The organism is Thalassospira sp. NFXS8 (genome assembly GCF_040148805.1).
In the GTDB taxonomy this organism is placed as follows: Bacteria; Pseudomonadota; Alphaproteobacteria; order Rhodospirillales; family Thalassospiraceae; genus Thalassospira.
Map to the genome: position 1 here is coordinate 1,884,868 of NZ_JAGEMF010000001.1, position 13,065 is coordinate 1,897,932.

The 13,065-nt window shown below is 54.3% G+C and carries 13 protein-coding genes; all 13 read left to right on the plus strand.

Going from position 1 to position 13,065, the window contains the following annotated elements; translation table 11 throughout:
• Positions 1–8: 8 nt before the first annotated feature.
• Positions 9–707, plus strand: a complete 699-nt coding sequence (locus J4E05_RS08540) for a cyclic nucleotide-binding domain-containing protein (RefSeq protein ID WP_349594300.1) — start codon at positions 9–11, stop codon at positions 705–707.
• 178 nt (positions 708–885) lie between these two features.
• Positions 886–1,734, plus strand: a complete 849-nt coding sequence (gene panB / locus J4E05_RS08545; RefSeq protein ID WP_085588521.1) for a 3-methyl-2-oxobutanoate hydroxymethyltransferase — start codon at positions 886–888, stop codon at positions 1,732–1,734.
• A gap of 19 nt (positions 1,735–1,753) precedes the next feature.
• Positions 1,754–2,623 carry a pantoate--beta-alanine ligase gene (gene panC, locus J4E05_RS08550; protein WP_085588519.1) on the plus strand — a complete coding sequence of 290 codons (870 nt, stop codon included), beginning with the start codon at positions 1,754–1,756 and terminating at the stop codon, positions 2,621–2,623.
• A 257-nt stretch (positions 2,624–2,880) separates the two neighbouring features.
• On the plus strand, positions 2,881–4,362 hold the full coding sequence (gene ffh / locus J4E05_RS08555; protein ID WP_349594304.1) for a signal recognition particle protein: 1,482 nt from the start codon (positions 2,881–2,883) through the stop codon (positions 4,360–4,362).
• A 142-nt stretch (positions 4,363–4,504) separates the two neighbouring features.
• Positions 4,505–4,882, plus strand: coding sequence for a 30S ribosomal protein S16 (rpsP, locus tag J4E05_RS08560; RefSeq protein WP_085588515.1), 378 nt, complete (start codon positions 4,505–4,507; stop codon positions 4,880–4,882).
• 48 nt (positions 4,883–4,930) lie between these two features.
• Complete coding sequence (rimM, locus tag J4E05_RS08565; protein WP_085588513.1) at positions 4,931–5,605, plus strand: ribosome maturation factor RimM; 675 nt, start codon at positions 4,931–4,933, stop codon at positions 5,603–5,605.
• A 2-nt stretch (positions 5,606–5,607) separates the two neighbouring features.
• Positions 5,608–6,330, plus strand: coding sequence for a tRNA (guanosine(37)-N1)-methyltransferase TrmD (trmD, locus tag J4E05_RS08570; protein ID WP_085588511.1), 723 nt, complete (start codon positions 5,608–5,610; stop codon positions 6,328–6,330).
• Positions 6,327–6,731, plus strand: a complete 405-nt coding sequence (gene rplS / locus J4E05_RS08575) for a 50S ribosomal protein L19 (RefSeq protein ID WP_085588509.1) — start codon at positions 6,327–6,329, stop codon at positions 6,729–6,731. Before trmD ends, rplS begins: the two co-directional genes overlap by 4 nt.
• Positions 6,732–7,372: 641 nt before the next feature.
• Complete coding sequence (leuC, locus tag J4E05_RS08580; RefSeq protein ID WP_085588507.1) at positions 7,373–8,785, plus strand: 3-isopropylmalate dehydratase large subunit; 1,413 nt, start codon at positions 7,373–7,375, stop codon at positions 8,783–8,785.
• 9 nt (positions 8,786–8,794) lie between these two features.
• Positions 8,795–8,983, plus strand: coding sequence for a hypothetical protein (locus J4E05_RS08585; RefSeq protein ID WP_085588505.1), 189 nt, complete (start codon positions 8,795–8,797; stop codon positions 8,981–8,983).
• A gap of 4 nt (positions 8,984–8,987) precedes the next feature.
• Entirely contained in the window at positions 8,988–9,599 is a 612-nt protein-coding gene (gene leuD / locus J4E05_RS08590; protein WP_085588503.1) for a 3-isopropylmalate dehydratase small subunit, read from the plus strand.
• Positions 9,600–9,696: 97 nt separating this feature from the next.
• Positions 9,697–10,800: a 3-isopropylmalate dehydrogenase gene (leuB, locus tag J4E05_RS08595; protein WP_349594311.1), complete on the plus strand. Its 1,104-nt coding sequence runs from the start codon at positions 9,697–9,699 to the stop codon at positions 10,798–10,800.
• A 181-nt stretch (positions 10,801–10,981) separates the two neighbouring features.
• The gene (locus tag J4E05_RS08600) at positions 10,982–13,048 is read left to right on the plus strand and encodes an aq_1923 C-terminal domain (protein WP_349594314.1); all 2,067 of its coding nucleotides are present in this window, start codon (positions 10,982–10,984) and stop codon (positions 13,046–13,048) included.
• Positions 13,049–13,065: the final 17 nt, after the last annotated feature.

A 13,065-nucleotide genomic window follows, 5' to 3' on the forward strand; every position in this document is an offset into this window, starting at 1 on the left:
AGAAACAGATGGCGGTTCGTTCCCAGCTTTGTGAGGCCTGTGATATTCGGGACCTTACCTTTTGCTCTGCCTTACACGGTGAAGAACACACGCGCCTGCGTCAGTTGCTGACCCATGTTCAGTATGACAGCCACAGCACCATTTTTCATGAAGCCGAAGATGCCGACTATGTGTTCAATGTAACATCGGGGTCGGTGAAGCTTTACAAACTTCTGGGCGATGGCCGCCGCCAGATTACCGGCTTTCTGTTTGCCGGTGATTTTCTGGGTCTGGCGCTTAACCAGACTTACAGCTACACCGCCGAAGCCATCGAACCGGTAACAGCTTGTCGTTTTCCGCGGCAGAAACTGGAACGCCTGTTTAACGAATATCCGCGCCTTGAAAAACGCATGCTGGGCATGGCGGTTGACGAACTCGCTGCAGCACAGGACCAGATGCTGCTTTTGGGGCGCAAGACAGCCAAGGAAAAAGTCGCATCATTTTTGCTGATGCTGGCCCGCCGCCAGGAACATCGCGGTGTCGATGCCGATGCCATCGAAGTACCAATGAGCCGTTCTGATATTGCGGACTATCTGGGCCTGACCATTGAAACGGTATCGCGCACCCTGACGCAATTGCGCAAGGAATCGACCATTTCACTTAAAGACAACAAACATATTGAAGCCATTGGCATGGGAATGCTGGAAGACCTGGCAGAAGGGCTTTAAGGCCCTGTAAATGTTCATTTATTTAAGGTCACGCCTGCAAACGGGAACCACCCCTGACCAAAGTGCATACGCAACTGCGAAAAAATATTTCGCGCCTGCTGTCATCCTATTGTAAACATGACTGCCCGTCCGGCGGAGACCGGGCTGCACATACCGGTAAACCCGGCGGAGAAACGTCATGAGCACCACCACCAATAAAAAGGGTCGGGTCACGGTTCCTGCCCTTCGTGCCCGCAAGGGCGGCGACCCGATTGTCTGCCTGACTGCCTATACCACGCCCATCGCCCAACGCCTGGATGCCCACTGCGACCTGCTTTTGGTTGGTGATTCCGTTGGCACAGTGGTGTACGGCATGGAAAACACACTGGCTGTAACGGTTGACATGATGGTCAACCACGGCAAGGCCGTGATGCGCGGCAGCAAAACGGCCTGTGTCGTTATTGACCTGCCCTTTGGCAGCTATCAGGAATCCAAAGAACAGGCATTTCGCACTGCAGCGCATATTCTGGCAGAAACCGGATGTGCGGCTGTTAAACTTGAAGGTGGCGCCGAACTGGCCGACACCATCGAATTTCTAACCCGGCGCGGCGTCCCCGTTATGGCCCATATCGGCCTGATGCCACAGCAGGTGAATACACTGGGTGGCTTCAAATCGCAGGGTCGCGACGAGGCAACTGCCAGCAAGGTTATGCTTGATGCCAAAGCCGTGGCAAAAGCCGGCGCGTTCAGTGTTGTTATTGAAGGCACGGTCGAAGCCGTTGCCCGTGCCATTACCGCCGAAATAGACATTCCCACCATCGGTATCGGGGCATCGGCGGCTTGCGATGGGCAAGTTCTGGTTACCGAAGACATGCTGGGCCTGTTTTCCGACTTCACGCCAAAATTTGTCAAACGTTATGCCAGTCTGGGCGACCAGGTGGCCGACGCAGCAGCCAGTTATGCCACCGATGTGCGCAACCGGAGCTTTCCGGCTGACGAACATTGTTATGGCATGGCAAAACCGGGCAATTTACGCGCGGTAAAATAAGACAAGCGATTTTCAAGACATGAGCCTGCTTACAGTTCACACCGTCGCCGATCTGCGCGCCCAGGTTTCCAAATGGCGCGCAGAAGGCCTCAAAATTGCGCTTGTCCCCACGATGGGCGCCTTGCATGAAGGCCATATCAGCCTGACAAAGCTGGCCCGGAAATATGCTGACCGGGTGATCGTCAGTGTTTTTGTTAATCCAACCCAGTTTGGCCCAACCGAAGATTTTGCTGCTTACCCGCGCACCCTGCCCGACGACCAGGCAATTATGGATGAAGCGGGGGTCGAGTTATGTTTTGCCCCGACGGTGGAAGAAATGTATCCCACCGGCTTTGCCACCCGCCTGCATATCGATAAAATGACCGACATGCTTTGTGGTGCCTCGCGCCCCGGCCATTTTGACGGCATGGCACAAGTAGTTAGCAAATTGCTGCTGCAATCCCTGCCCGATGTCGCGCTGTTTGGCGAAAAGGATTACCAGCAATTAATGGTGATCAAGCGCTTTGTTACCGATCTCAACATTCCGGTATCGATCATCGGTGCGCCGATCCATCGCGAAAATGACGGATTGGCGATGTCATCGCGCAACCGCTATCTCTCTGTTGATGAACGCCAAATCGCAACCACCCTGTTTGCGGTTCTATCGGAAATTGCCGCACGGGCCGCTAACGGTGATGCCATTGAACCGTTGCTGGAAACAGGGCGTCAACAAATTGCCGCTGCCGGGTTTTCCCCGATTGATTATCTGGAAATTCGCGATGCCGAAACTTTGGAGCTGATGCAAGGGGTTGTAAACCGTCCGGCCCGGGTTTTTGTCGCAGCACGGCTGGGCAAAGCGCGCCTGATCGATAATCTGGCAATTAACCAGCCAGATTGCCCCGATACCTGACGATAGGGCGGCTTTTGCGACCGTCCGACAGGACGGACTCGCCGCGCTCCCTGCGCCATGAAGTCTTTGTAGCGAAAAGCGCAGAAACCGGGCCTTTTGCCTTGCTTTGGGCTTGACTCTTACCCGGCTCTCACTTAAACACCCCACAGCAAAGGTCATCCGTATGGTGACTCCCCCAGTCCTCGAGATTTCGAGCACTGGGCAAATTTTTTTTGTGCGCACATGGTGGAAACACCGGCAAACAGACGGGATATGGGATGTTTGAAGGACTTAGCGATCGGCTTGGCGGCGTTCTCGACAAACTGCGTAAACGCGGTGCGTTAAAGGAATCTGACGTCCGCGAAGCCATGCGCGAAGTTCGCGTCGCCCTGCTTGAGGCTGACGTCGCCCTTCCCGTTGTTAAAGATTTCATCAGCAAGGCGACCGAACGTGCCGTTGGCCAGGATGTTTTACGGTCGGTAACGCCGGGCCAGATGGTCGTCAAGATCGTCCATGATGAACTTAAAAACATGCTGGGCGATGGCGAAGAAATCAATCTTGCAGCCACCCCGCCGGTGCCGATTTTGATGGTTGGTTTGCAGGGGTCGGGTAAAACCACCAGTTCCGCAAAAATTGCCCTGCACCTGACCAAAAAGCGCAATAAAAAAGTCCTGCTGGCCTCGCTCGATATTTATCGCCCGGCCGCACAGCAGCAGCTTAAAATTCTGGCTGACGCCAATGATTTGCATGTATTGCCGATCATTATGGGTGAAAAGCCGGTTGCGATTGCCAAGCGCGCCATGGATATGGGTCGCAAGGAAGGCTTTGATGCCGTGATCCTGGATACGGCGGGCCGCCTGCATATCGACATGGAACTGATGAGCGAAGTCGCCCAGGTCCGTGATGCGGTAAAGCCGACTGAAACCCTGCTGGTCACCGATGCCATGACCGGCCAGGATGCGGTGAACGTTGCCAAGGAATTTGCCGACAAGGTTGGCATTACCGGTATCGTTCTGACCCGTGTTGACGGCGATGCACGCGGTGGTGCGGCCCTGTCGATGCGTCAGATTACCGGTTGTCCGATCAAAATGCTGGGTGTTGGCGAAAAAATCGACGAGATGGAACCCTTCCATCCTGATCGTATCGCTGGCCGTATCCTGGGCATGGGCGACGTGGTTAGCTTGGTTGAACGTGCAGCCGAAACCATCGAGCGTGAAGACGCTGAAAAGATGGCCAAAAAGCTGCAGAAAGGCCAGTTCGACCTGAACGACCTTCTCGCGCAGCTTAAACAGCTTCAGAAAATGGGCGATCTTTCGGGCATCATGGGCATGTTGCCGGGCATGGGTGCCATGAAAAAGCAGATGGCCCAAACCAAGATCGACCCGAAACTGTTAAAACACCAGGAAGCAATCATTCAGTCGATGACCGTGAAAGAGCGCGAGAACCCCGCGCTGATCAAGGCATCGCGCAAGAAACGTATTGCAGCTGGTTGCGGCCTGAGTGTTCAGGACGTCAACAAACTTCTCAAACAGTACCAGACCATGGCGACGATGATTAAAAAGGTCGGCAAAATGGGCAAAAAGGGAATGTTTGGCAAAGGTATGCCCCAGATGGACCCATCCATGCTGGAAGGCGGGGATGCTGGAGATCTTCAGCTTCCCAAAGGTTTTCCCGGTATGGGCGGCGGTATGCCGAAACTTCCGGGATTGGGCGGCGGTGCATTGCCGCCGGGCTTTCCGGGGTTTGGTAAAAAGAAATAACCAGGCCCCCGGTTCGAAAGAACCACATCAAGCGGTCTCGCACGAACCTTGCTTTAAGGTTCATTCGAACCGGATCAAATTGGCCCTGCAAAGGGCCGTAACGTAAAGACTACTAAACCCGAGCTGAAAGGAACTTATCCGAATGGCTGTCAAGATTCGTCTCTCCCGTGGCGGTGCCAAAAAGCGTCCTTACTACCGCATCGTAGTTGCTGACGCCCGTGCGCCTCGCGACGGTAGCTTCATCGAAAAGGTCGGAACCTATGATCCGATGCTTCCGAAAGAAGCTGACAACCGCGTTACCTTCAAAGAAGAGCGCATTAAATACTGGCTTGGCGTTGGCGCCCAGCCGACCGAACGCGTTGCCCGTTTCCTGGGTAAAGCTGGTCTGGCTGATGCGTTCAAGCCGACCGAACAGCCCAAGAAGTCTGCTCCGAAGGCGAAAGCCCAGGAACGTCTTCGTGAAAAGGCTGAAAAAGAAGCTGCCGCTGCTGAAGCTGCTGCCGAAGCTGCTAGCGAATAATTGGCTGATCGTACGATCTGATCAGATACCAGGTAATTGTGAACTGACATGGCTGAGAACCGCAAATCCAAAAGCGATACAGATTTTGTCTGCATCGGCATGATCACGGCCCCTCACGGGGTGCGCGGTGCCGTGCGCGTCAAAAGCTATACCGTCGATCCGGATAATCTGGTTGGTTATGGCCCGTTATTTGATGCCAAAGGGAAACAGAAATTCAAACTGTCGCCCGTTGGCCACGTTCGTGACCAGTTGATCGCCAAGATCGATGGTGTCAATGACCGTGACGGTGCTGAACGACTGCGCGGAACCCGGCTTCATATTCCACGGGCGGCATTGCCGGACACGGAAACAGACGACGAATTCTATCTTGCCGATCTGGTCGGTCTGAAAGCGATCCATGTTGATGGATCTGTTTTTGGCACCGTCCGCGGCGTGGCTGACTTTGGGGCGGGCGATGTTATCGAAATCGCCCTGGAAGAAGGCCGGGGAAAAGTTGTTGTGTTGCCGTTTACCCGCGCAGTTGTGCCAGAAGTGGTTTTGTCGGAACGCAAGCTGGTGGTTAATCCGCCCGAGGGGCTGTTGCAGGAAGATGAAGGACCGGGCAATCGCCCGCGTCGCGCATCAAAATCACGCAACAACACCCAGGCCGACCGCGACTCCGAAGCCGTGACCGCAGATGCGGCAGGCGCGGAAACCGCGACCGGCAGCGGAAAGGAGGCCTGAGGATGCCCGTGTGGCAGGCCAAGGTCGCAACCCTGTTCCCGGAAATGTTTCCCGGTGCCGTCGGCCAGGCTTTGGCTGGCAAGGCATTGGAAAACGGGATCTGGTCGCTAGATGTCAAAGACATTCGCGACCATGCGACGGACCGCCACCGCACGGTTGACGATAATCCTTTCGGGGGTGGGGCCGGTATGGTCATGCGCCCCGATATCGTCGATGCCGCCCTGCGTGAACTTCGTGCTTCGGCACCGGAATTACCGCTGATTTATCTCAGCCCGCGGGGAAAGATGCTGAACCAGAAACGCTGCCGTGAACTGGCAGCGGGACCGGGTGTGATGCTGTTATGCGGTCGTTACGAAGGTATCGACCAGCGTGTACTGGATGAACACCAGGTCGAGGAAATCAGCATTGGCGATTACATCCTTATGGGCGGCGAATTGCCGGCCATGGTCCTGATTGAATCGTGCATACGCCTGATCGAAGGGGTGGTGAATACCGCTGCTTCCGTCGATGAGGAAAGCTTTGAAACCGGGTTGCTGGAATATCCGCATTACACGCGCCCGGCCAATTGGAACGGGCGTGACGTGCCGGAAATTCTACTCTCCGGGCATCATGCCAAGATACAGGCCTGGCGGCTTGACCAGGCAGAAGAAATCACTCGTGAACGGCGTCCTGACCTTTGGGATCAGTATGTTGCCACGGGCCCAGCAAAGAGGGTTAAATCATGACCAATGCAATCATTCAGCAGATCGAAAAAGATCAGCTTGATAAAATCTCCGAAAAGCGCGCTGTGCCGGAATTTGATGCCGGTGACACCGTTCGCGTTCACCTGAAAGTTGTTGAAGGCACGCGTGAGCGTATTCAGCAGTTCGAAGGCGTTTGCATCGCGCGTAAAAACCGCGGCCTGAACTCTTCTTTCACCGTGCGTAAAATCGCATCGGGTGAAGGTGTTGAGCGTATTTTCCAGAACTATTCCCCGGCCATCGACAAAATCGAAGTCGTACGTCGTGGTGATGTTCGTCGTGCAAAGCTTTACTACCTGCGCGGCCGTACTGGTAAGTCGGCACGTATCGCCGAACAGACCAATGGTCACAAAGGCAAGCTGACTGCGGCTGAACGCAAGAAGTAAGCTGACCACCGGGCAACCGGACAGCACCAAACGGGTCCATTGCAAAATGGGCCCGTTTTTTTATGCCTGACCCTTATCTGCCCTGCCACATCCCCTTGCGTATCTGTACCTCACGCGCCATTGGCCGTGATTGATCCACGCCGGTCTGTGGCGATTGAACCATCATAAAAACACGCAATAGTTGTGTTATGGCGAATCGGTAAAAACTGCCCGCCAACCATCTCATTGGCGGAATTGTTCACCCTTAGCCATCACATTTTTCTATATCAGCTATTTAGACTATGGGGCTCAATCCCGCTTTATGGGCTGCATCAGCTACCCAAAGATGCCAAATTTTGACCATTTCCATTTAAAGATGTTGTCGCCTGAAAAAACACCCGCTCTGGCGCTTGCGATTTGCAAGCTGGCGTGTATAAAAACAGTCCCGCGGCAAAAACAGCCCCGGGCACGCGTTTCTGAATAATAATATTTCGCAGCATCAAACTGCGCCGGAGGAAATGGCGGTAACCCGCTACCTGCATGGAAACCAGATTATCCCGTGATGATCGTACGGTTTTAGCCCCGGTATCATTCGCATCGCCTGCCCGCGCGCATCATGTTTTGCAATACCGCACACAGGATCGAATAGAGAGGAGGTCGAGATGGGAAACCCGAAAACCCTTTTTGACAAAATTTGGGCAAGCCATGTGATTAACACGCAGGATGACGGCACCTGCCTTATTTATATCGACCGCCATCTCGTTCACGAGGTTACCAGTCCGCAGGCGTTTGAAGGCCTGCGTAATGCCGGTCGCAAAGTGCGCCATCCCGAACTGACACTGGCCGTGCCCGACCATAACGTGCCGACCACCGACCGTTCGCAAGGCATCAAGGAAGAAGACAGCCGTATTCAGGTTGATACCCTTGATCAAAACGCGCGCGACACCGGCATTCACTATTTCCCGATGAACGATCTGCGCCAGGGTATTGTACATATCGTGGGCCCGGAAGAAGGCTTTACCCTGCCCGGTGTAACCATGGTTTGCGGCGATTCGCACACCTCGACCCACGGTGCATTCGGCGCGCTGGCCTTTGGGATTGGCACGTCCGAAGTTGAACATGTTCTGGCCACCCAGACCCTGGTTCAAAAACCGGCCAAAAACATGCTGGTCAAGGTTGAGGGCGACTTGCACCCCGGTGTTACCGCAAAGGACATCACCCTTGCCATTATTGGCCGCATCGGTACCGCAGGCGGCACCGGTTACGTGATCGAATATGCCGGTTCGGCCATTCGTGCGCTGTCGATGGAAGGCCGCATGACGGTTTGCAACATGTCGATTGAAGGCGGTGCGCGCGCCGGTTTGATCGCACCGGATGAAAAAACCTTTGAATATATCAAAGGCCGTCCGATGGCCCCCAAAGGGGCGGCATATGAACAGGCTGTTGAATACTGGAAGACCCTGCCGTCTGACGAAGGCGCACATTACGACAAAATCGTCGAACTTGATGCCAATGACATCATCCCGCAGGTAACCTGGGGTACCAGCCCGGAAGACGTCGCCCCGATCAGTGCCGTTGTTCCCGGCCCGGATGATGTAACCGATGCTGGCAAGAAAAAAGCCATTGCCCGGTCGCTTGAATATATGGGTCTGGTTGCTGGTACGCCGTTGGAAGAAGTTAAAATCGACCGCGTTTTCATTGGTTCATGCACCAATGGCCGGATCGAGGATTTGCGCGCTGCCGCCGTTGTGGCCAAAGGCCGCAAGGTTGACGCATCGGTCAATGCCATGGTTGTGCCGGGGTCCGGTCTGGTCAAGGAACAGGCCGAAGCCGAAGGTCTGGATCAGATCTTTATCGAAGCTGGTTTTGAATGGCGCGAACCGGGTTGCTCGATGTGCCTGGCCATGAACCCCGACCGTCTGGAACCGGGCGAACGGTGTGCATCGACCTCGAACCGTAACTTTGAAGGCCGTCAGGGCCGCGGGGGCCGCACCCATCTGTTAAGCCCGGCAATGGCCGTTGCTGCCGCCGTAACCGGTCATCTGACCGACGTTCGTAAACTTGAAATCGTGTAAGGCGCTGTAATGTCTGCACAAGCCTTTATCATTCATGAAAACGGCGTAACGCGGTATGGGCGGGCAATGGTGCTGGAAAGCCTGTTGCCCCAGCTCACCGGTATTAACCTGCCGGATTTCGTCGCCAATGACATCGACGCCACCGAAGACCTGATCGAAGCACTGGGTCTGGTGCTGGACGCTGAAAACAAGGGATAAGACAATGGACAAGTTCAACACTTTAACCGGTGTGGCCGCACCGTTGCCGATGCTCAATGTCGATACCGACATGATCATCCCCAAGCAGTTCCTCAAGACCATTAAACGTTCGGGTCTGGGTAAAAACCTGTTTGACGAAATGCGTTATGACGATAACGGCAATGAAATCCCCGATTTCGTTCTTAATCAGCCTGCCTATCGCGATGCTAAAATTCTTGTTACCGGTGCCAATTTTGGCTGTGGTTCATCGCGTGAACATGCGCCCTGGTCCCTGCTGGATTTTGGCATTCGCTGCATCATCGCGCCCAGCTTTGCCGACATTTTCTACAACAACTGCTTTAAGAACGGCATTTTGCCGATCGCGCTGCCGCAGGAAGATGTTGATAAACTGATGTCGGATGCCGAACGCGGTGCCAATGCCACGGTAACGGTTGACCTTGAAAAACAGGAAATCACCGGCCCGGACGGCGGTTGCATCAAGTTTGAGGTGGAAGCGTTCCGCAAGCATTGCATGCTTAACGGCCTGGATGACATTGGGCTGACATTGCAACAGGCCGACGCGATTAACGGTTTTGAAGCCGAACGCGCCGCATCCCAGCCCTGGCTGTCGCTGTAAAACATTCCGGGCGGCGCAAATATTTTGCGCTGCCCTTTTTAAATTCCCGCATGTCTGGCGCGCCCTCGCGCCGCTGTTTCTTTGCTAAGGTTTGAAAATGACGATTACCAAAAAAGTCCTGATGTTGCCGGGCGACGGCATTGGCCCCGAAGTGATGCGCCAGGTTCAGCGCGTTATGGACTGGATGGCCAAAAAACGTGACATCAATTTCGACGTCACCGAAGGCCTGATCGGCGGCGCATCAATTGATGCCCATAACAACCCGCTGACCGACGAAACCCTGGCCGATGCCATGGCCGCCGATGCGGTTCTGCTTGGTGCTGTTGGTGGCCCGAAATGGGATAACATCCCGTTCGATATCAAGCCGGAACGCGGCCTGCTTAAAATCCGCAAGGAAATGGGCCTGTTTGCCAATTTGCGCCCGGCCCTGGTATTTGACGCCCTCGTGGGCGCATCGACCCTGAAGGAAGATGTGGTCAAGGGTCTGGATATCATGATCCTGCGTGAACTGACCGGCGGCATCTATTTCGGCCAGCCGCGCGGCGTTGAAGAACGCGATGGCGTTCGTTTTGGTTTCAACACCCTGGTTTATTCCGAACCCGAAATCGAACGTATTGCCCGTGTTGCCTTTGACATGGCAATGAAGCGCAACAAACGGATGTGCTCGGTCGACAAGGCCAACGTTCTGGAATCCACCGTTCTGTGGCGCGAAGTTGTGGAACGTGTTGCCAAGGAATTCCCTGAAGTCGAACTGAGCCACATGTATGTCGATAATGCATCCATGCAGCTGGTCCGCAACCCGAAACAGTTTGACGTGATGGTCACCACCAACATGTTTGGTGATATACTTTCCGATTGTGCCGCCATGCTGACCGGTTCGCTAGGCATGTTGCCATCCGCATCGCTGGGTGCGGCGGACGAAACCGGTGCCCGCAAGGCATTGTACGAGCCGGTCCATGGCTCGGCCCCGGATATTGCCGGTCAGGACCTTGCCAACCCGCTGGCAACCTTGCTGTCATTTGCCATGATGCTGCGTTATTCGTTCGACATGGGCGACGATGCCACCATGATTGAAACCGCTGTTCAGAATGTCCTGAAGGGCGGCCTGCGCACCGCTGACATCATGCAGCCGGGTATGGCAAAGGTTTCGACCACCGTTATGGGTGAAGCCGTTATCAACGAACTGAACAAGCTGGTCTAACCATACCCTTAGCTGTTTCATGTTTCAGGCCGGGGCCAATACGCCCCGGCCTTTTTATTTTATTTCAAACCATTGGGTACAAAAAAGAACCGAATAAATCGTAATCGCCTCATGCAATGCACGCGCCGCGTGATATATTGGCGCACACATTTTTCAAATTTGCAGGGATTCATTCGATCATATGGCCAAAACCGCAAAATTTATTCTTGGCAGTCTTGTCATTGTGGCTGCTGCAGGTGCCGGGCTTCATTTTTTGGCGCCGGTTTACACCGAAAACAATTTGCGCAGTGCATTGACCAATCCGCAATCAATGATCCGGGGCGAATTTAGCAATTTTCAAATGTCGCTGTTCAAAGGCACCATGTCGGGCGACGATGTTAAAATCGTCACGACGGATGGCGCGGTTTATAGTGCCCGGCATGTCGATATTACCGGCATCGACTGGCTTGCTGTTTACGGATTTAACCCCTCGCACGATGCACTTGCCGGGGCCATGACCCTTAAGGGTGCCAATATCGAGGTGAATGGACGTAAAATTACGTTTGATCAGGCCCGTCTTACCGACGTGTCTGCTGATCCGTCAAGCTGGCTTCCTGAAACTTTTGCCGCTGCCGATATCCAGAGCCCCGGCCTGACCCAGTCCTTTCAGGAACAGACCAGCACAATCGAGGATATCCATATTCAGGATATCGCGGCGGACCATATTGGCGGAATCACCACAGGTTCCTGGAGCTATGACGCCGGACCGGATCAGGGCAATGCCAGCATCGCGCAAAGCATTTTTGCCAATTGCGCAGGGCCAATGCCCTTGCTGCAGCAACTGGATAACAGCGATTTTAACTGGAATTCAGCTGAATCGTGTAAAAACATGGCCCTGGCTGATTTAACAATGTCCCTGCCAGACCATTCAGCCATTTCAGCAGCCGGTATTCTGGTTGACGGGCTGACCACGCAATCCATTGAGACGGCCAGCATTAACGGGCTTAAAATTCGCCTGCCCAAAAAACGCGGTTCCCTGTCAATCGGGCGGATCGAACTTGGCGGGTTTGATCAGGCCATTGATCCCGATATGATCCCGACACCTGGTGAAACGTTTGACTTCAACCGTTGGCTTACCGCGTTTGAAAGCGTGAAAATCGCCAAACTGGAACTCTCGGATCAGCATTACAATCTGCCTGACGCCGAAATACGCTGGGACCGCTTTAGCATTTCCAACCTTGCCAACCATGTCATTGGTGAAGTTTCTTCCGGCGGGCTTTCGGTGCATGGCAGTACCGTTGCCGAAACCCTTAAAATCGGTCTTGACCAGGCCACCTTCCGCGATATTGACATTGCCAGTATCGGCACTGTTGTACGCCAGTTTCAAGGTGTTACGGCCAGCACCCCCGAAGAACAGCTTGCAGAAATGCAGGGCAAAACATTGGGTGAAGTCGGCTTTCCCTTTACGCCCCCCGTCCTCTCTACCTATTTGATGACCGGGTTTGAGCTTGGCATTACCGGCAGTGAAACCTTTCACCTGACACTTGATGAACTGGGGGGCGCCCTGGGCGATATTGGCCCGGCGCGCGATGGTGGCCCCGATGTTGCCCGTGCCACAACCGGCCATATCGGCGGCTTGAGCATTGACATCCCCGATGAATACAGCACCGACCCTCGCATTACCGGCATGCTTGGCGTTGAACGGTTTAGTCAGGTGACCATTGATATGGATAGCCATCAACGCTGGAACACGGAAAATGGCGAGTTTCAATATGCGATTGACGAATTGACCATTCGCGATTTTGGCACCCTTAAATTTTCCACAACCCTGGCCGGATTTACATCTGACATCATTGCCGAATTACAGGACATTCCCCTAATCGATACGCAACAGCGCCTTGGGAATGTTGTTGGCAAATCGGCCCGGCTAAAAGACGCATCGCTGGAAATTTCCGGCGATAACCTGATGCCCACAATCTGGAAAATTATTGCCACAACAAGCGGCATTCCCGCCGACCAGTTGCAATTAACCGCCGGTATGGTGGTTGTTCAGGCACAGCAGCAATATGGCAAGACCGGGCAATTGGGCGCATCCCTTGGGCAATTGGCAAACTGGCTTGCAGACCCGCGCCATTTGAAAATCACCTTAACCCCGACAAAGCCCGTGGCACTGGCCCCCTTGATGCAGGCAAAAACACCGCCGACACCCCCCGTGATGGCCGAAACATTCGGCCTAAAAATCCTTGCCAATGATGAAATTGGCAAATAACCAGCCCCGGCCCCGAT